17 protein-coding genes and 1 tRNA gene are annotated in these 17,989 nt (G+C 64.8%); 11 read left to right on the top strand and 7 right to left on the bottom strand.

The annotated features are described in order from the left end of the window. Positions 1 to 2 precede the first annotated feature (2 nt). The 3 genes from ACLJPX_RS20955 to ACLJPX_RS20945 all read left to right on the top strand — a co-directional run bounded on the left by ACLJPX_RS20955 (position 3) and on the right by ACLJPX_RS20945 (position 2,120). Positions 3 to 224 (top strand): hypothetical protein, encoded by a 222-nt coding sequence (locus tag ACLJPX_RS20955; protein WP_410601574.1) that lies wholly within the window; start codon positions 3 to 5, stop codon positions 222 to 224. Continuing rightward, positions 221 to 1,087 carry a helix-turn-helix domain-containing protein gene (locus ACLJPX_RS20950; RefSeq protein WP_410601573.1) on the top strand — a complete coding sequence of 289 codons (867 nt, stop codon included), beginning with the start codon at positions 221 to 223 and terminating at the stop codon, positions 1,085 to 1,087. Before ACLJPX_RS20955 ends, ACLJPX_RS20950 begins: the two co-directional genes overlap by 4 nt. 136 nt (positions 1,088 to 1,223) lie before the next feature. Then, a complete protein-coding gene (locus ACLJPX_RS20945) occupies positions 1,224 to 2,120 on the top strand; it encodes a phosphotransferase enzyme family protein (RefSeq protein WP_410601572.1) in 897 nt (298 codons plus the stop codon). Here the strand turns inward: ACLJPX_RS20945 and ACLJPX_RS20940 are convergent. Continuing rightward, the gene (locus tag ACLJPX_RS20940; RefSeq protein WP_410601571.1) at positions 2,079 to 3,512 is read right to left on the bottom strand and encodes a hypothetical protein; all 1,434 of its coding nucleotides are present in this window, start codon (positions 3,510 to 3,512) and stop codon (positions 2,079 to 2,081) included. The genes ACLJPX_RS20945 and ACLJPX_RS20940 overlap by 42 nt on opposite strands. Positions 3,513 to 3,655: 143 nt before the next feature. Between ACLJPX_RS20940 and ACLJPX_RS20935 the strand changes: the two genes are divergently transcribed. Continuing rightward, on the top strand, positions 3,656 to 3,856 hold the full coding sequence (locus tag ACLJPX_RS20935; protein ID WP_410601570.1) for a hypothetical protein: 201 nt from the start codon (positions 3,656 to 3,658) through the stop codon (positions 3,854 to 3,856). On the opposite strand, the gene ACLJPX_RS20930 is transcribed toward ACLJPX_RS20935, so the two are convergent. Further along, a complete protein-coding gene (locus ACLJPX_RS20930) occupies positions 3,853 to 4,206 on the bottom strand; it encodes a GntR family transcriptional regulator (protein WP_410601569.1) in 354 nt (117 codons plus the stop codon). The two genes, ACLJPX_RS20935 and ACLJPX_RS20930, sit on opposite strands and share 4 nt — an antisense overlap. A 145-nt stretch (positions 4,207 to 4,351) precedes the next feature. On the opposite strand from ACLJPX_RS20930, the gene ACLJPX_RS20925 reads away from it, so the two are divergent. From ACLJPX_RS20925 to xerC, 7 genes are all read left to right on the top strand, one after another. Further along, entirely contained in the window at positions 4,352 to 4,579 is a 228-nt protein-coding gene (locus ACLJPX_RS20925; RefSeq protein ID WP_410601568.1) for a hypothetical protein, read from the top strand. 212 nt (positions 4,580 to 4,791) lie between these two features. After that, positions 4,792 to 5,475 (top strand): ABC transporter permease, encoded by a 684-nt coding sequence (locus ACLJPX_RS20920; protein WP_410601567.1) that lies wholly within the window; start codon positions 4,792 to 4,794, stop codon positions 5,473 to 5,475. A gap of 248 nt (positions 5,476 to 5,723) precedes the next feature. Beyond that, positions 5,724 to 7,673: a cell division protein FtsK gene (locus ACLJPX_RS20915; protein WP_410601566.1), complete on the top strand. Its 1,950-nt coding sequence runs from the start codon at positions 5,724 to 5,726 to the stop codon at positions 7,671 to 7,673. A 455-nt stretch (positions 7,674 to 8,128) separates the two neighbouring features. After that, positions 8,129 to 8,668: a hypothetical protein gene (locus ACLJPX_RS20910; protein ID WP_410601565.1), complete on the top strand. Its 540-nt coding sequence runs from the start codon at positions 8,129 to 8,131 to the stop codon at positions 8,666 to 8,668. After that, entirely contained in the window at positions 8,668 to 10,242 is a 1,575-nt protein-coding gene (locus ACLJPX_RS20905; protein ID WP_410601564.1) for a DUF3631 domain-containing protein, read from the top strand. The genes ACLJPX_RS20910 and ACLJPX_RS20905 overlap by 1 nt, the downstream gene beginning before the upstream one ends. Further along, complete coding sequence (locus ACLJPX_RS20900) at positions 10,243 to 10,473, top strand: helix-turn-helix domain-containing protein (protein WP_410601563.1); 231 nt, start codon at positions 10,243 to 10,245, stop codon at positions 10,471 to 10,473. Further along, positions 10,457 to 11,620 (top strand): tyrosine recombinase XerC, encoded by a 1,164-nt coding sequence (gene xerC, locus ACLJPX_RS20895; RefSeq protein ID WP_410601562.1) that lies wholly within the window; start codon positions 10,457 to 10,459, stop codon positions 11,618 to 11,620. Before ACLJPX_RS20900 ends, xerC begins: the two co-directional genes overlap by 17 nt. A 70-nt stretch (positions 11,621 to 11,690) precedes the next feature. Here the strand turns inward: xerC and ACLJPX_RS20890 are convergent. The 5 genes from ACLJPX_RS20890 to ACLJPX_RS20870 all read right to left on the bottom strand — a co-directional run bounded on the left by ACLJPX_RS20890 (position 11,691) and on the right by ACLJPX_RS20870 (position 17,775). Beyond that, positions 11,691 to 11,764: transfer RNA gene (locus ACLJPX_RS20890), tRNA-Ile, on the bottom strand. A 48-nt stretch (positions 11,765 to 11,812) separates the two neighbouring features. Beyond that, positions 11,813 to 12,499, bottom strand: coding sequence for a DUF3566 domain-containing protein (locus ACLJPX_RS20885; RefSeq protein WP_101611587.1), 687 nt, complete (start codon positions 12,497 to 12,499; stop codon positions 11,813 to 11,815). A 36-nt stretch (positions 12,500 to 12,535) separates the two neighbouring features. Beyond that, a complete protein-coding gene (gyrA, locus tag ACLJPX_RS20880) occupies positions 12,536 to 15,061 on the bottom strand; it encodes a DNA gyrase subunit A (RefSeq protein ID WP_410601561.1) in 2,526 nt (841 codons plus the stop codon). Between the two features lie 50 nt (positions 15,062 to 15,111). Then, entirely contained in the window at positions 15,112 to 17,079 is a 1,968-nt protein-coding gene (gene gyrB, locus ACLJPX_RS20875; protein WP_101611585.1) for a DNA topoisomerase (ATP-hydrolyzing) subunit B, read from the bottom strand. 204 nt (positions 17,080 to 17,283) lie between these two features. Continuing rightward, positions 17,284 to 17,775 carry a DciA family protein gene (locus tag ACLJPX_RS20870; RefSeq protein WP_101611584.1) on the bottom strand — a complete coding sequence of 164 codons (492 nt, stop codon included), beginning with the start codon at positions 17,773 to 17,775 and terminating at the stop codon, positions 17,284 to 17,286. Positions 17,776 to 17,989 lie beyond the last annotated feature (214 nt).

Here is a 17,989-nt window from a genome sequence, read left to right as displayed (position 1 = left end):
AAATGCTGACCAAGCTCGCCAACGTGAACAAGAGTGCCGGCATTATCACGCTCGAACTCATGCACCTCCAGCCGAACGATGCAGCGTACGGGCAGGGTCTCCGCGAGCTTGGCGAACGGCTTGTCGAACTTGGCAATGACTTGACTGCCCGCGCTGACGAACTCGGCTGCTTGACCTCCGAGCAACCAGGCAGGGACATCGAGCGAGGTGAAAGCAACCCATGAGGCAAGAAACATCGACCGCGCGCACCAGGGAACTCGGCCACGAACTTCGGCGAGTCCGCAAACGTGCCGGGTTCTCCGGCGCGGACATGGCGCGGATGCTGGGCTGGGGCATGCCCAAGGTCTCCCGTTTGGAGAGCGGTCAGCGCTTGGTCCGCCCGGAGGAAATTGCGATCTACCTTGCCCGAGCAGGTGCCATGCCCGCGGAGCTCGACGAACTCGTCAAGTTGGCCACTGAAGCCCACGGTCACCGGCTGCAATTCCACGGTGCAGGCATGCCCGACCAGCTCCGCACCCTCACCCTGCTGGAAGCGTTCAGCACGTCGATCAAGACGTACAGCCCGGACTTCGTTCCTGTTCCGCTCCAAACCGAGGCTTACATACGGGCTGTCCTACAGCAGTGCGGCCACGCCATCGGTCCTGAGCTCGAAGCGGCTGTCGAAACCCGGCTCAAGCGTCAGAAGGCCATATTCACTCGCCACTCACGCCCTGCTCTCAGCCTCTACATCCGCGAAGAGGCCCTCCGTATAGAGCTCGACGACCCGAAGGTCATGCATGAGCAGCTGCTCCATCTCCAAATCTCTTCGGCGCTACCCCGATGCCGCATCTACCTCGTGCCTGCCACCGCTGAAACCGTCGACAGCCGTCACGACTTCAGTATCTTCCGGCACGACCAGGACCAACCCGTGCTTCACGTTGACGCCCTCACCGCCAGTCTCTTCCTGGAGGACGACACCGAGATCGCCTTCTACCAGGACTTCCTGAGCTATCTCGATAGGGCCGCTCTTGACCGCCACCAGTCCAGGGAATGGCTCGTCGACCGAACACACGAACTCGAACGGAACGCGCTCGGCGCTACGAGATGAAGGTCGCATGACTCCCGGTCGGTGCATTGACCCCCGACAGATGCACCGACCGGGTTCCACTCGGCGGCCACGCTCGGACAGCGTCCCCATGTGCACACCCCTTAGCCTGGACTTGAGGCACCCGGACAGGAGTCTGATGACATCTACGACGCCGTTCACGCCAGAACGGGCACGGAACGTGCTCAATGAGGCGTGCAGCAACTCTTGCGTGGAATCAACGGAAGCGGTGTCGCTTCGTTTTGGCGAGAACGCCATCTACAGCCTCGCTGGCAACTCGCTGGTTGGCCGCGTTGGACGGTCCATCGAGGCTGCCACGAAGGAAGTCAAGGTGGCCACGTGGCTCGACGAACATGGGTTTCCCGCTGCGAAACTGGCAACCGGCATAGTCGATCAGCCCTTCGTTGAGGATGGGCTGCCAGTCACCTTCTGGGAGTTCATCCCGGAGCACGAGGAGAAGGTCAGCGCCTCTGAGTTCGGCAAGCTTCTGCACGACCTGCATGCACTGCCTGCCCCCAGTTTTGAACTGCCTCAGTTCCTACCCATGCCGAAGTTTGAGGCACGGATCAACGCCCTTGACGGGCAGCTCGCGGAGTCAGAGCTGACGTTCTTACGACGGCGGTACGAGGAAGTATCGGAAGAGTTCGAGGGGCTCAAGTTTGAGTTGCCGCCCGGACCGATCCATGGGGACGCTCATCCTGGAAACGTCATGCGCTCGACGGACGGCATCCCCTATCTGATCGATTTCGAGGACTTCGCGTACGGACCGCGGGAGTGGGACGCCGCTGTGCTTTCCGTTCGGCACGAAGCTCTTGGATGGGCTTCGGATGCCGAGTACCAGAGCTATGCAGACGCCTACGGATTCGACCCGATCGACTGGCCAGGGTTCCCGGTTGTCCGGGCTGCCCGCGAGCTGAACATGACAACCTGGCTTGCTCAGAAGCTGGACGAATCGCCAGAAGTCGAAGCGGAGGTCTACAAGAGACTCTCTGACCTACGCGACGATCAGGCGCCTCGAAACTGGCGTGTTTTCTGACGGCAGGTGCTGACTAGAGAACTCCAGGAACTCCCGCACCAACGGATCTTCCGCATGGGCGCCTAGCCTCAGTTGGAAGTCATCTAGGTACGAAATCACCCGGAACGACTTAAGGCTCGCGGCAGTCTCGACGACTGCACGCGCCACCCGTAGCGCCTCGTCCAGGTTGCCTCCTTGCAGGTGAGACGTAGCGAGCACGGTCCGGCAGAAGGACAAGCTACGGACGTACGTCGATTTCGATGCTGCGATCGATGCGGCCGCGTGGTGGTTGGCGAGCTCGGCATTACCGATATCGCGGAAGCAGTGCGCGAATTCGGCGTGTAGCTCGGCCGCGTCGAAGTAGTGGATCCACTCGGGATCGTTCTCGCGGCTACCTTGACCATGCCATCGCTCTGCCGTGAGCAAAGCCGCGGTCGTGTCCTCCTTCCTGCCCATAGATGCCAGCGCCCTTGCCTCCATGGCATGGAAGAGCGCCATCGTCGTTGGCGTGGCATGGCCGTTCGCGCCCTTATAGGCAGCACGAGCCAGGTCGACAGCGCGCTGAAAATGCCCGAGAAAGTTTGCTTGGTGCGACATTCCCGCGAGGATTCGACCACAGAGCGGCTTGTCCCCCGCCGCTTTCGCCAGTCGAAAAGCCTGAGTTAGGTACCGCTGCGCGAGCCCGTGAGCTCCCGTGTCGTAAGCCGTCCATCCGGCGAGCCGGGTCAGCGCTGCGACTTCGCGGAAGTACTCGCGCCCGACTGGGTCATATGGCGACACGTGCGGGATGTTCGGCAAGACCTCTTGGTCCAGGAACGAGGCGACGAGGGATTTCGGTCGGCCGCCGCCGTACTTATAGTCGAAGCTGCTGAACATCGTGGTTGCTTCGCGAACGGCCTCGACGTCCACGACAGTGATCGATCGTGGCTCGGTCGGGGGCCGAGAGCGATCGTCGTCAGAGTCCGTGAGCCATCGCACGACGAGTCCGCTCCATGCCTCCGGCACGACGGAGAGCGGCCCGACACGCTTCGGCGTCCTCAGCTCAAGCTCCGTGATCGCGCCGAGCGCGACCACGCTGTGAGCGACCTCTTCGGGGTACTCAAGACCGACGTCGTCGCCATCGGTCGGCGAGCTTTCCGCGTAGCCGATCTCAGTCAGTCTCACCGGTCGACCAAGCAGCTCGCCGAGGACAGCAGCGATCAACTGGCACGTGCGGGGGTGCGGGGTGGTGCCGTCGAGCCAACGCTTGACGGAGACATGGTCAGAGCTGATCGGCTCCCCGCCGTCGGTTTGGCTGCGCTCGCGCACCCGACGTGCGAACCCCTTGTTAGTCGCTCCCGCTTGCCGCATCACCCCAGCTAGGAGCGTGTTCGGCTGCTTCCCCTTCTCGACCACGAGTACCTCCATGGTCATTAAAGCACCCCCCGTGCACCCCCCGTGTGCACATTTGCACCCCTGCAAACACACTGCTGCACCCCCGCCCTCGGCCGGTTTCCTAGCTACATCAGCGACGCACGGCCACAAAGGCAGAGTCGCTAGAGCGAAAGGGAACGACGATGGCGAAGAGCAACTTCCCGGTCATGAAGAGCGGCGGCGGCATCGCTTGGAAGGCCGTCGGCCTGATCATCCTGCTGGCGATCGGCGCGATGATCGTCCAGTACCCGGCTGACTCGGCAGGCTGGGTCACCGGCCTGTTCCGCGGAATCGGCGCCGTGATCGACGGCGTTGTGAGCTTCCTCCGCGCACTGTCGAGCTAGCTCGGTCCTAGCCGCCGCTCGACCTCGGCAAGACGACGACGGATATCCGCGATGGCCTGCCAAACGCGCTCATCCGACGAGTCAATCCCTCGGTTCGCCGTCTCGCCTCCGGTTGGCTGGGTTCGCACGAAGGACCCCTTGCCATGCCGGGTAACCACAAGGCCCTCATCTCGTAAGAGCGAAACAGCGCTCTTAGCCGTATTCGGGGCAACCCCCCAGGCTTCGGCGAGGTCCGCATAGGTCGGCAACTGAGCACCGGGGCTGTACTCCCCCGACGCGATGGCAGCCCTCAGCCCACCAGCCACTTGCAGGTAGGGCGCACGCGGGTCATCAGGGTCCAGGGATGTCATGCCTCAAGGGTAGGCCAAGCAACTCAGTTAAGTCAGTTTCTGCAAGTCTGTTGACAGAGTTGATAGACAGGATTTACGTTGAGACGCGTTCGACAAGAACCCACTCCCGACAGGGAGCACCCAAACCGACTTGGAGTTCAACACCATGGAAGAGCTCGTCTCTGCTCTCAGCTACGCACCCGACGGCCTATACGAATCGGACATCGACGCGATGATCGCCGAGTACTTCGTGACGGCTCACGACCAGGAAGTCACGCAGGTCGGACAGCCCTTGGTCTCGGACCGGGTAGCCACTCATCGGCACGTCCGGCGCATCAGCCGTCAGACGGTCAGCTCGACACTCCGAGCGAGGCCGGACAGCTCGGCCGCTTGATTTCGCCCCGATCCGGCGCACGGAACCGCCAAGAACCACCCGCCGGACCGGGATCTCCCAACCACCTCAAAGCCAGTCAGGAGATACCAATGGTAGGGCTCAACCTGCCCACGAACACCGGAAGCGTCTACCCACCTTCGGTCACCGAGCTTCTCCCCCGAGTTCGTGACCGAGTCGCCGAGCTCGGCGAGATCCCGTCCCGAAACCGGATCATGGCCGAGTTCAAGGTAGGTGCGCCGAAGGCACGCGCCATCCTCGAAGCCATCACCAAGGACGACGAGGTGGAACCCGTCCGGCCGCTGCACGCGGTGCCGGAACCCACCATTGAAACCGAGTCCGAGCAGGACGACACCATGCCGGATCCGAACTCGGTGACGCTGGGCGAACCGAGCTTGAGCGAGCCGAAAGCCCAGGTCGCGGAGGCCGCAGACCCAGGCACCAAGACGAAGGCCCGGCCCGTGAAGCTCTGGCCCGTTCTCTTGCTGGCAATGCCGGCATTCGTGGCGGTGTGGAGCGGGTGGGTCGGACTCGGTCGGCTCACCGGGTTCGGACCGATCCAGCTCTTACCGGGTATCTGGGATGACCTGACGATCAACTCGGCGATCACTCTGCCGATCGGGGTTGAGGCGTACTCGGCCTTCGCCCTGCGAGTCTGGCTGTCGAGTTCGCCGCACACGGGCCGGGCACGCAGGTTCGCGAAGTGGTCCGCGCTGGGCTCGCTCGCGCTCGGCATGGTCGGCCAGGTCGCCTATCACCTGATGTCCGCCGCATCTGTCACTCATGCGCCCTGGCCGGTCACCACGCTCGTGTCCTGCCTGCCCGTGGTCGTACTCGGTAGCGGTGCCGCTCTCGCACACCTGGTCCGCGACACCACTGACTTGGAGGTGAGGAACTGATGACCACGACTCCTGACGAAGTCCGCGGCGACGAGTCTCCGGGCGGCCGCGTGATCGCGTTCCCGGCCGGTGCGACGCCCGACAGCACCGATCCCGTCCCGACAGTCGACAACGCCGAGCCGATCGACGAATCGGCCGAACCGACACCGAGGGCGCACGTCGACACCCCCGCCGCCGATGGCTCGTCCTGGCTGGACCGCTTGCGTTCGCAGAATCGACAGCCGGTCATTCCCAGCTATCTCAAGTCGGTGACCGACGCCAAGGACGCGGCGACGTGGGTCGGCAAGCACTACTCGCACAAAGCGGGCTACCACCTCGCGCGTTCCCCTCTGTACGCGCTCAAGCTGGCGGTGCGATCTCCGCGCGGCCTGCTGCTGTTGCTCGCGGCAACCGGCCGCTATGTGACTGACGCGGAAGGCCGTCCGGCACGCTCCGAAACCGCGACCGCTGACAAGGCCGATCTCTACCTGAAGCTGTCACAGCAGCGAGACCGCCGAGTCGTCCTTCGACTCATTCAACTCGGTCTCGTGTCGACGCTCGGCCTCGTCCTGGTCCTCGTCCTGCCGAACGTGTTGCCGGGGTGGGTGATCTGGGCATGCGGCATGGTCGCGGTCGGACTGCTCGGCAAGCTCGGCACCACAAAGGACAACCCCGTGGTTTCCTCTCGCGCGGTGATGTCCGGCCAGGTGCAGAAGCTCACCAGCGACAACGTGATCCAGGCACTTTCTGTACTGGGCATCGCGGGCATCAACCAGGCGCTTGCCAAGAACCCCAACGCGATCGGCTTCACGGCGCCGATCACCCGCGACGGTCCGGGTTGGCGTGCCGACGTCGACTTGCCGCCCGGCGTCACGGTCGCCGAAGTGATCGAGCGTCGCGCGAAGCTCGCGTCTGGTCTCGGCCGTCCGCTCGGCTGTGTCTGGCCGGAGGGCAACGCGGAGGTTCATCCCGGCCGCATGGTGCTTTGGGTCGGCGATCAGGACTTGTCCAAGTCCCGTCAGGCTGCCTGGCCGCTACGGAAGCCGGGCACCGTGGACTTGTTCAAGCCTCAGCCGTTCGGCACAGACCAGCGCGGCCGCTGGGTCGACGTCACCCTGATGTTCATCTCCATGGTCATCGGCGCCATTCCGCGCATGGGCAAGACGTTCACCCTGCGAGAGCTGCTTCTGATCGCTGCGTTGGATCCTCGCGCCGAGCTGCATTCGTACGACCTCAAGGGCACAGGCGACCTTTCGCCGCTCGCGCCGGTCTCACACCGGTACCGCGCTGGCGACGAACCGGAAGACCTTGCCTATGCGGTCACCGATCTCCGGGCGCTGAGCAGTGAGCTTCGACGGCGCGCGAAGGTCATCCGAGAACTGCCGAAGGATCTGTGTCCGGAGAACAAGGTCACGCCGGACCTGGCCAGTAAGAAGTCCCTTGGCTTGCACCCGATCGTGATCGGCGTCGACGAGTGCCAGAAGTGGTTCGAGCACCCGGATCACGGCGCGGAGATCGAGGAGATTTGCACTGACCTGGTGAAGCGTGGCCCCGCTCTGGGCATCGTCATCATCCTGGCCACCCAGCGGCCGGACGCGAAGAGCATCCCGACCGCGATCAGCGACAACGCAGTCATGAGGTTCTGCCTCAAGGTCACCGGGCAGCAGGCGAATGACATGGTGCTCGGCACATCGTCCTATCGGAACGGCATCCGGGCGACCACGCTTTCCTTCCGGGACAAGGGAATTGGATATCTGGCCGGTGAGGGAGACGAACCGCGGATCACGCGGGGTGTCTACATCGACGGCCCGGACGCCGAGAAGATTTCAGCACGAGCTCGCACGGCACGATTGGCGGCCGGACGGCTCACTGGTTACGCCGCTGGGTTGGACATGGCGCCTGCTGAGGACGAGGGCAACGACACGTTGCTTGCCGATGTGCTCGCAGCGATCGGCGACGCGGACAAGGCGTGGTCCGAAGCCATCGTCGATCGGCTCGCCGAACTCCGGCCTGCCGTCTACGGCCCATGGGCGGAATTGCCGTCCGGCTCGGCGAAGGCGACTCAGCTTTCCACCGCACTCAAGCCGCTGGGGATCGCCACCAAGCAGGTTTGGAGCAACGACCCGAACACGGGGAAGGGCGCGAACCGCATGGGCGTCAAGCGCGAATGGATCGCCGACGCTCTCACCGAACGTGAGCGGAGCCGCAAGAACGGCTAGCTAGCGGAGGGCTCTAGGTCTAGAGCCTGCTGCCTCTAGACCTAGAGCCCTCCCTAGACCTCCAAGACATCCCTGATCAGCGCCCTAGGACCTAGAGGCGTAGGCCGAATGCGGCCAAAAACAGCCTGGAGACCACTGTGAACACCCCGAACAGCCTGACTCTGCTGCCCTTCCTCTTCTTCACCTTCGTCGCTCTCGGTTACGCCTGGTCGTGTGCCGTCTTCCCGTACAAGGCGTGCCGGTCATGCCGGGGCATGGGCTTCTTTCGGTCGCCGGTTTTTCGTGCAATCAGGCTCTGCCGTCGCTGCGACGGCAGCGGCCGGACTCTCCGCGCCGGACGTCGCGCTTACAACTCCTGCCTCCGCGCTCGTCGCTCGTTGCGCGATGCCCAGGAACGCAACCGACGCAACGACGACCACTGACCTCCTCTGCCACTCGTTCGGAAGGTGCCTCCTATGAAAACCGCTCTGATCGATCCTGAGCGTCAGTTTCTCGGCTGCGTCATGCAGCTCCCCATCACTCCGGCTCGACGGCTACTCACGGGCATGCGGGCCGACGATTTCGGCTCGCCGGTCGCTGCCCACGTGCTTCAGCTCGCGATCGAGTTGGTGGCCACCGACCAGACGGCTACGCCGCTCGCGCTGATGGACCGCGCTAGGGAAAGGAACGACATCTACCCGCAGACGGCCCCGGCGCCCCGGTCGGGCGCCGCGAACCGCCTGCAAGCTCTCGGCCTCTGGATCGCCGACACCTACAGCGACGGCCCGATTTTGCCCCCGTCGTACTACGGGTCCTGGCTGAAAGCTTTGGTGCTCAAGGGCGCGTACCGTCGCGCCGTTCTGGCACACGCTGTCCGCCTAGAGCAGGCCGTAGCTCAGGAGACGTCGACCGGCTACCTCCGCGATCAGCTCGACGACACCGAGCACCTCGACGACCTGTGGAGGCGGTACCAAGAGGCCGACGGCTCACTTCCTCGCCTGGAGGTGGCTGCCTGATGGCCGAGATTGTTGACGCCGTGTCCGCGATCGACGCATTGATCGCCGACGAACCGGCGCCCGGTTGCCTCCAGTGCGGTCGTCCGCGTGGCGATTCTCCGTCGGACGACTTCTGCACGGAGAACTGTCAGCGCGTCTGGCGAGCCCGCAAGACAGCCAACGAGCCCGCCGAAGACGGAGGCGCTCAACCGAATCAGGCACTCCCCGAGTCCGCGCCTATCGAGCCGCTCACGTGGCTTGGCCCGCCGCCCGTCGGAGCCTTCGTCAAAGACGGTAGTGAGGTCCTCGATTCGGTCGTGTCGTTCGTGTTGCGCTTCTCCGCGTTCCCGAACGAGCACACCGCGCCCATGTTGGCGTTGTGGTACGCGCACACCCACATCGCGGACAAGCTCTACGTCACGCCAAGGCTCATCCTCGATTCCGCGGAACCGGGCAGCGGCAAGACGCGCGTGCTGGAGGTGGGTCAGTACCTCGTCGCCAAGCCGGAGATGACGATCAGCATCACTCCGGCTGCCATCTTCCGGATGCTTGTCGAAGGCCCAATGACGTTGCTCTTCGACGAGATCGATGCCGTCTTCAACCCGAAGACGGGCGGCAACAATGAGGATCTCCGAGCGCTGCTCAACGCTGGATACAAGCGCTCGGCGACCGTGACGCGATGCGTCGGCGACGCGAAGAGCATGAACGTCACGCGCTTCCCGGTCTACGCACCGGTCGCGCTGGCTGGGATCGCCGGAGGGATGCCCGACACCATCACCACGCGTTCGATCACGGTGCACATGAGGAAGCGCCGCTTTGACGAGGTCGTCGAAGAGTTCATCGAAGAGGACGTCGAGCGGGAGTCAGCTCCCGTTCGCGGTGAGCTGGAAGCTTGGATGAGCCGAGTCGGCGACGAGGTCAGCCGGGCACGCCCGGAACGGCCGGATGGTGTCCGGGATCGAGCGGCGGAAATCTGGCGGCCACTGCTTGCCATCGCGGACGCGGCCGGTGGGCACTGGCCGGAAACCGCCCGGAAGGCATGTCGGCATTTCGTCCTGGAGAACGGACCGCAGACGGTTTCGCTCGGCGTGCGCCTGCTCGCCGACATCCGGCAGGTTTTCAGCTCTCAGAGGGTCGACCGAATGGTCACGGCAGAGCTGATTCGCGAGCTGCACGACATCGAAGACGGCCCGTGGACGGATCTCCAGGGCAAGCCACTGGATAGCCGGAGGCTCGCTAAGGAGCTGGAGCGGTACCTGGTCAGGCCGAAGGACCTCAAGGTCAACGGCAAAACACTCAAGGGCTACCGCATCGATGGCGACACAGGGCTTGCCGACGCGTGGAGCCGCTACCTGCCGCCGCTCGAATCGGGCGCGACCTCCGCGACCTCCGCAACGTCGCAGGTCAACGGGACTTCGCTCCCCGACTCGCCGTCGCTGTTCTCCGCGACCTCCGCAACCGGGGCGGTGCCGGAGGTCGCGGACGGTCGCGGCACCAACGCGACCTCCTCGCCTGGTCTGACCTGCACGGTTGCCCCGGTCGCGGAGGTCGCGGCCGAAAGCACGCCCAAGCCGAGCACCCAGGGGGAGGCATAGATGGACGCAGTACCCATGCCGGTCGCAGTGCCTGAGCGGCACCTCTACCGGATCACGGAAGCGATGCGCCTGCTGTCGATGAGCCGATCGGTCATCTACGAGCAGTTGCGAGCGGGGCGTCTGCGCTCCGTCAAGCAGGGGCGTGCCCGGCTCGTTCCGGCGGTCGCCATTCAGGAATACGTCCAGTTGCTCATGAACGAAGCGGGGGTCAGCTATGGCGAAACGGCGTAGTCGCGGAGACGGGGGTATTCGGTGGTCGGAGAGCCGACAGCGCTGGATTGCTGAGGTCACGACCGGATACACCCCAGCCGGAAAACGGATTGTCAAGTCCGCATACGGCAAGACCAAGACCGAGGCACAGCAGAAGCTCAAGCAGCTCATTCGCGACCTTGACGACGGCTTGCCCTCGGAAGATCGGGCGTACAAGGTCGCACAGGCAGTCCGCGACTTCCTGGCTTACGGCTTGCCTCGACGGTCCGCCTCGACAATCGAAAAGCTGACCATCCTCGCGGACGGCCACATCATCCCCGATGTCGGAGCGCGCCCGCTCGTCGAACTGAACGCCGATGACGTTGACAAGTGGTTAGAGAGGAAGGCGAAGATCCTCTCAACGCGGACTCTTCGGGATCTGCACTCGATCCTTCGGCGGTCAGTGGCACGAGCCCAGAAGCGGGACAAGGTGAAGCGGAACGTCGTCCTGCTCTGCGAGATCCCCGAGGGGAAGGAGGGGAGGCCGTCGAAGTCGCTCACATTCGAGCAGGCTTACGCACTTCTCAAGGCCGCCGAGCGGACGCAGCTACGCGCCTACATCACGTTGTCTCTGCTGATCGGCGCGCGGACCGAAGAGCTACGCCCGCTCAAGTGGACTCATGCTGACCTTGTCGGCAAGCCGGATGCGACACCACCAGTTTCGCCGCACATCATGGTTTGGCGTTCCGTGCGGGTGGGTGGCGACACGAAGACCAAGAAGTCGCGTCGCTCGCTTGCGCTGCCTCAGCGGTGCGTCGAAGCCCTACTGGCCCAACGGGCGAAGCAGGACTTCGCGCGACGTGTCGCGGGTGATCGATGGCAAGAGAACGACTTGGTGTTCGCCTCGGATGTCGGCACGGAGCTGGATGCGGCGAACGTCCGGCGCGGGTTCCGGAAGGTGTGCGCGAAAGCCGGACTCAATCCGAACGAATGGACACCGCGAGAGCTTCGTCACAGCTTCGCGTCACTGCTCTCCGACAGTGGAATGCCGATTGAGCAGATCTCTCAACTCATGGGCCACAACGGGACGGCGGTAACTGAGTTGGTCTATCGCCATCAGCTACGGCCGATCATTCAGGAAGGCGCGAAAGCCATGGATGAGATCTTCGGAAGCGACTCAGCAGCATAGTCAGGCAGTTAGTCAGGCAGATTGCAGAAAGGCCGGTTCGCGAGACTCGCGAACCGGCCTTTGACCTGCGTGGGCCCACCAGGACTTGAACCTGGGACCTCTTCGTTATCAGCGAAGCGCTCTAACCGCCTGAGCTATGGGCCCGAACGAGGAGAAGATTACAGGACGCCTTTCGGCGCCCTGCAACCGGGTTCACTCTCGTTCGGAAAGGGTCACTTCGAGGCCTCCGGCCAGGTCGGCGGAGACGTTGTAGATGAACGCGCTGACGGTGGCCAGCGCCGAGATCAGCACGATGTTGATGGCGCCGAGGATGGCCGCGATCCCGAAGACGCGACCGGCACTGATCAACGGGTCGGCCGGCGCGTCGGCCCCTTCCCCGCCGACGAGCGACGAGTAGGTCCCGTTGAGTTTGTCCCAGACGCCCATACCGTCGAGGACGGTGTAGAGGACGCCGACGGCGACGAGCCACACGAAGAACAGCGCGACGCCGAGGACGAGGGACAGTTTCAGCACCGACCAGGGGTCGAAGCGTTTGATCTGCAGGCTGGCGCGACGCGGTCCGCGGCCGGGGCGGCGGAGCGCGGTCGGAGCGGCGCGGGTGCGGGAGGCCGACGGGATGGCGGAGGGGGCGGGTTGGTCGCCCTCTCCGCTGTCGCCGAAGAGCCTCTTCGCGGCGGTGCCGCTGACCCCGTGGTAATCGGTCACGGTCGCCGCGTCCTGCTTCGGTTCCGAGTGGGCCACGTCTTCGGTGGCGACCGAAGACACCGAGACCGTCTGCTCACTGGCGCCTTCGGCCTCCCCGGCGCTGTCGCGCTGCCAAGGCGGGCTCGACGAACCCGCCTGCGAGCCGCCTGCTTCGGGCTTCTCGGATGGTGTCACGAGGTGTCAGTCCTTACCCAGTACGTGGGGCGTCGCTCACTGCTCCGACGCCGGCGTGTCTTCTTCTCCTTCAGCACTGCCTGCAGTGGCGACGTCTGAGGGCTCGTCCGCGTTGCGTGCGACCGCGAGAAGAGTGGTTCCTTCGTCGAGATTCATCAGCCGCACTCCCTTCGTCTGCCTGCCGGCCTTGCGCACCTGTCCGGCCGAAGTCCGGATCACCCCACCGCTGGAAGTGATGGCGTAAAGCTCGTCTTCGGCGTCGACGATGACCGCGCCCACCAGCCTGCCACGTTTCCGGTCGTACTGAATGGTGAGCACACCCTTGCCGCCGCGGCCTTGGACCGGGTAGTCGTCGGTCGGGGTGCGCTTGGCGTAACCACCGTCGGTGGCGACGAGGAGGAACCTGTCCGGCTGGACGACGTTGATGCCGAGCAGTTCGTCACCGTCGTTGAACCGCATGCCCAGCACGCCGGAGGTCGCGCGGCCCATCGGGCGCAGTGCCTCGTCGGTGGCGTGGAAGCGGATCGACTGGCCTTCCGCGGACACCAGGAGCAGGTCGTCTTCCGCGGCCGCGAGCACGGCCCCGACCAGTTCGTCGCCTTCGCGGAGGTTGACCGCGATGAGGCCGCCGGCGCGGTTGGAGTCGAAGTCGGTGAGCTTGGTCTTCTTCACCAGGCCGCGCCGGGTCGCGAGCACGAGGTACGGAGCGACCTCGTAGTTCGGGATCTCGATGACCTGGGCGATCTTCTCGTCCGGCTGGAACGCGAGCAGGTTCGCGACGTGCTGGCCGCGCGCGTTGCGGTTGGCCTCGGGAAGGTCGTAGGCCTTGGCCCGGTAGACGCGGCCCTTGTTCGTGAAGAACAGGATCCAGTCGTGGGTCGAGCAGACGAAGAAGTGTTGGACGATGTCGTCCTGCTTCAGCGTCGCGCCCTGGACGCCCTTGCCGCCGCGCTTCTGCGAGCGGTACAGATCGGTTTTCGTTCGCTTGGCGTAACCCGTGCGGGTGATGGTGACGACGACGTCCTCGACGGCGATGAGGTCTTCGACCGAAACCTCGCCGTCGAACGGGATGATCTTGGTGCGCCGGTCGTCGCCGTACTTGTCGACGATCTCCTGCAGTTCCTCGGCGATGATCGAGCGCTGCCGCTCGGGCTTCTCGAGGATGTCCTTGAGGTCGGCGATCTCGAGTTCGATCTCCGCCAGGGTGTCGACGATCCGCTGCCGCTCCAGTGCCGCGAGACGGCGGAGCTGCATGTCGAGGATCGCGGTCGCCTGGATCTCGTCGACGTCGAGCAGGCTCATCAGGGCGGGCCTGGCCTCTTCGGCCGAGGGCGAGCGCCGGATCAGGGCGATGACCTCGTCGAGCATGTCCAGCGCCTTGACCAGACCGCGCAGGATGTGGGCGCGCTCTTCGGCCTTCCGCAGCCGGAAGCGGGTCCGGCGGACGATGACCTCGATCTGGTGCTTCACGTAGTGCCGGATCATCTGGTCCAGGCGCAGCGTGCGGGGCACGCCGTCGACCAGGGCCAGCATGTTGACACCGAAGTTCTGCTGCAGCTGGGTGTGCTTGAACAGGTTGTTCAGCACGACCTTCGCGACCGCGTCGCGTTTGATCGTGACGACGATGCGCATACCGCTGCGGCTGTTGGACTCGTCGGCGATGTCGGAGATGCCGGTGAGCTTGCCGTCGCGGACCAGGTTCGCGATGTTCTCGACCAGGTTGTCCGGGTTGACCTGGAACGGCAGCTCGGACACGACCAGGATCGTGCGGCCCTTGGCGTCTTCTTCGATTTCGACGACCGCGCGCATGCGCACGGAGCCGCGGCCGGTGCGGTACGCGTCTTCGATGCCGGAGGTACCGAGGATCATCGCCTTGGTCGGGAAGTCCGGGCCCTTGACCCGGACCAGCAGCGCGGCGAGGAGTTCGTCGTCGGTCGCCTCGAAGTTCTCCAGCGCCCACTTGACGCCTTCGGCCACCTCGCGCAGGTTGTGCGGCGGGATGTTCGTCGCCATCCCGACCGCGATCCCGGAACCACCGTTGACCAGCAGGTTCGGGAACCGCGACGGCAGGACGTCGGGCTCCTGGGTGCGGCCGTCGTAGTTGTCGGAGAAGTCGACGGTGTCTTCTTCGATGTCCTGCAGCATGTGCATCGCGAGATGCGCGAGCCGGGACTCGGTGTACCGCATGGCCGCCGCGGGGTCGTTGCCCGGCGAGCCGAAGTTGCCCTGGCCGTCGATCAGCGGGTACCGCAGCGACCACGGCTGGGCGAGCCGCACCAGCGCGTCGTAGATCGCGGAGTCACCGTGCGGGTGGTAGTTGCCCATCACGTCGCCGACGACGCGGGAGCACTTGTTGTATCCGCGGTCGGGGCGGAAGCCGGAGTCGAACATCGAGTACAGCACGCGGCGGTGCACCGGCTTGAGGCCGTCTCGCACGTCCGGCAGCGCCCGCGACACGATGACGCTCATCGCGTAGTCGATGTAGGAGCGCTGCATCTCCTGCTGGATGTCGACCGGTTCGATCCGGTCGTGGTCCGGAGCAGGCGGCAAGGTTTCCGTCATGAGGTCCTTCTCGTGGGAGCAGTCCTAGTGGGACAAAAGAACGGGGACGCCTACACGTCCAGGAAGCGCACGTCCTTGGCGTTACGCGTGATGAAGGAACGGCGCGCTTCGACGTCCTCGCCCATCAGAACGGAGAAGAGGTCGTCGGCCTGCGCGGCGTCGTCCAGGGTGACCTGGCCGAGCAGCCGGTTCGCCGGGTCCATCGTGGTCTCCCACAGCTCTTCGGCGTTCATCTCGCCGAGACCCTTGTAGCGCTGGATCGCGTCGTCCTTGGGAAGGCGCTTGCCCCGCTCGACACCGGCCTGGATGACGGCGTCGCGCTCGCGGTCGGAGTAGGCGTACTCCGGCTCGGCCCGCGGCCACTTGATCTTGTACAGCGGCGGGCGCGAGAGGAACACGTGGCCGTGTTCGATCAGCGGGGTCATGAAGCGGAACAGCAGGGTGAGCAGCAGCGTGGTGATGTGCTGGCCGTCGACGTCGGCGTCCGCCATCAGCACGACCTTGTGGTAGCGCAGCTTCTCGAGGTCGAACTCTTCGTGGATACCGGTGCCGAGCGCGGTGATCAGCGACTGGACCTCGGTGTTCTTGAGGACGCGGTCGATACGGGCCTTCTCGACGTTGATGATCTTGCCCCGGATCGGCAGGATCGCCTGGTACATCGAGTCGCGGCCTTCCTTGGCCGAACCGCCCGCCGAGTCACCCTCGACGATGTAGAGCTCGCATTCCGACGGGTTGGTCGAGCGGCAGTCCTTGAGCTTGCCCGGCAGGCCGCCGATCTCCAGCGCGCCCTTGCGGCGGACCAGGTCGCGCGCCTTGCGGGCGGCCATCCGCGCCTGCGACGAGGAGATCGACTTGTTGATGACCGTCTTCGCCTCGGTGGGGTTGCGCTCGAACCAGTCGGCCAGCCACTCGTTCGACGTCTGCTGCACGAACGTCTTCGCCTCGCTGTTGCCCAGCTTGGTCTTGGTCTGGCCCTCGAACTGCGGTTCGGCCAGCTTGATCGAGACGATCGCGGCGAGACCCTCGCGCACGTCGTCACCGGTCAGGTTGGCGTCCTTCTCCTTGAGCAGCTTCTTCTCGCGCGCGTACGCGTTGACGACGCGGGTGAGCGCGGCGCGGAAGCCCTCTTCGTGCGTGCCGCCCTCGTGCGTGTTGATCGTGTTGGCGAAGGTGTACACCGACGGCGTGAAGCCGTTGTTCCACTGCATGGCGACCTCGACCTCGAGGCCGGTGCCCTTGGCCTCGAAGGAGATCACGCTGTTGTGGATCGGGTCCTTGCTGCCGTTGATGTGCTTGACGAAGTCTTCGAGACCGCCGGGGTAGCAGTAGGTCTTTTCCTTGACCCGCGCCGCCTGGCCGGAAGCGTCCTCTTCGGTCTCTTCGTCGGCGACGCGCTCGTCGCGCAGTGAGAGGGTCAGGCCCTTGTTGAGGAAGGCCATCTCCTGAAGACGCCGGGAGATCGTCTCGAAGTTGTACGTCGTGGTCTCGAAGATGTCGCCGTCGGCCCAGAAGGTGATCGTCGTGCCGGTCTCGTCGGCCGGACCGAGGTCCTGCAGCTCACCGGGAAGCTGGTTCGTGTATTCCTGGCGCCAGCTGCGGCCGCCGTATTTGACCTCGGCGAGCAGCGTCTTCGAAAGCGCGTTGACCACGGAGACACCGACGCCGTGCAGACCACCGGACACCGCGTACGAGTCGCTGTCGAACTTGCCGCCCGCGTGGAGCACGGTGAGCACGACCTCGAGGGTCGGCTTCTTCTCCTTGGGGTGCATGTCGACCGGGATACCGCGCCCGTCGTCGACGACCCGCACCCCGCCGTCGGCGAGCAGGGTAACCTCGACCTTGGTGGCGTGACCCGCCATCGCCTCGTCGACGGAGTTGTCGACCACCTCTTGGACGAGGTGGTGGAGACCTCGTTCCCCGGTGGAACCGATGTACATACCGGGACGCTTGCGGACTGCTTCGAGGCCTTCGAGCACCGTGATCGATGACGCGTTGTACTCGCTCTTGTTCTCGGTCACAGGCGTTGATTCTCCTCGTCTACCCCGAGCGGAAGCTCGCTCGTCTCCAGTGTACTTGGCCGCGTCCGCTGGCATGCGGCAAGGACACCCCTGATTTGCTCACAGACGCGCTAATTCGTTCGAAGAAGAGTCTTGACGTTCGCGAAGCACTCTGGGCGCCTTCTCGGGGCGCTGGTACACAGTTGTCGCGAAGCGCAACTCGGATCAGCCGTACGTGTCACGCGGTCCACGTCCTGGGACGTGCCGCGGGCCTTTCCGCCAGCTCGGCGCCGTCGGTCCCTGGATCCGCATCCTCTTCACGACGCCGTGCCCGACGCCGGCCGCGATCTTCGTCAGCAGCTGCCCCTGGAGCAGGCGCAACTGTGTCGCCCATGCCGTCGAGCTGGCGCGCACGGTCAGCTCGCCGTCCTTCAAGGCCACCGGCTGGGCGTGTTCGGCGACCTCTTCACCCACAAGCCGGGCCCAGTGACCGAAGACCTGACCGTTGGCCAGCCGCGTGTTCCAGCCGCGGTCGACCGCGATCCGGGAGGCGAGCCTGCCGAGCGGTTGCGGGTCGCGCGTGTCGGCACCCGGCCCTGACCAGCGACGACGTCGCGGGCTCTGACCGTTCGAACCGGCTCCTCCTCCGGTGATACGGCCGCGGCGCACGCCCGGTTCAACTCCGCGCGCCTTCGCTTTGGCCTTCGCGGCCTCCAAAGCGGCATGCGCGAGGTCACGACCGGTAGTCGACTCTTTGCTGTTGGTATCGGTTGCGCCGTTCGATACCGGGGCCCGTTCACTCTGCGTGTCGAACAGGGCTCCCTCACTCGGGTTACCGCCCGAGCGGGGGGTGTCAAGCCGCTTTTCAGGCCCCTTGGTCACGCGGGGCGATAACGCGTTCACGGTGTTATCCACACTGTCCACAGGTTTG

Origin of the sequence: Amycolatopsis sp. lyj-90 (genome assembly GCF_046549035.1) — a bacterium.
In the GTDB taxonomy this organism is placed as follows: domain Bacteria; phylum Actinomycetota; class Actinomycetes; order Mycobacteriales; family Pseudonocardiaceae; genus Amycolatopsis.
This window is presented reverse-complemented; position numbering and strand designations above follow the sequence as displayed.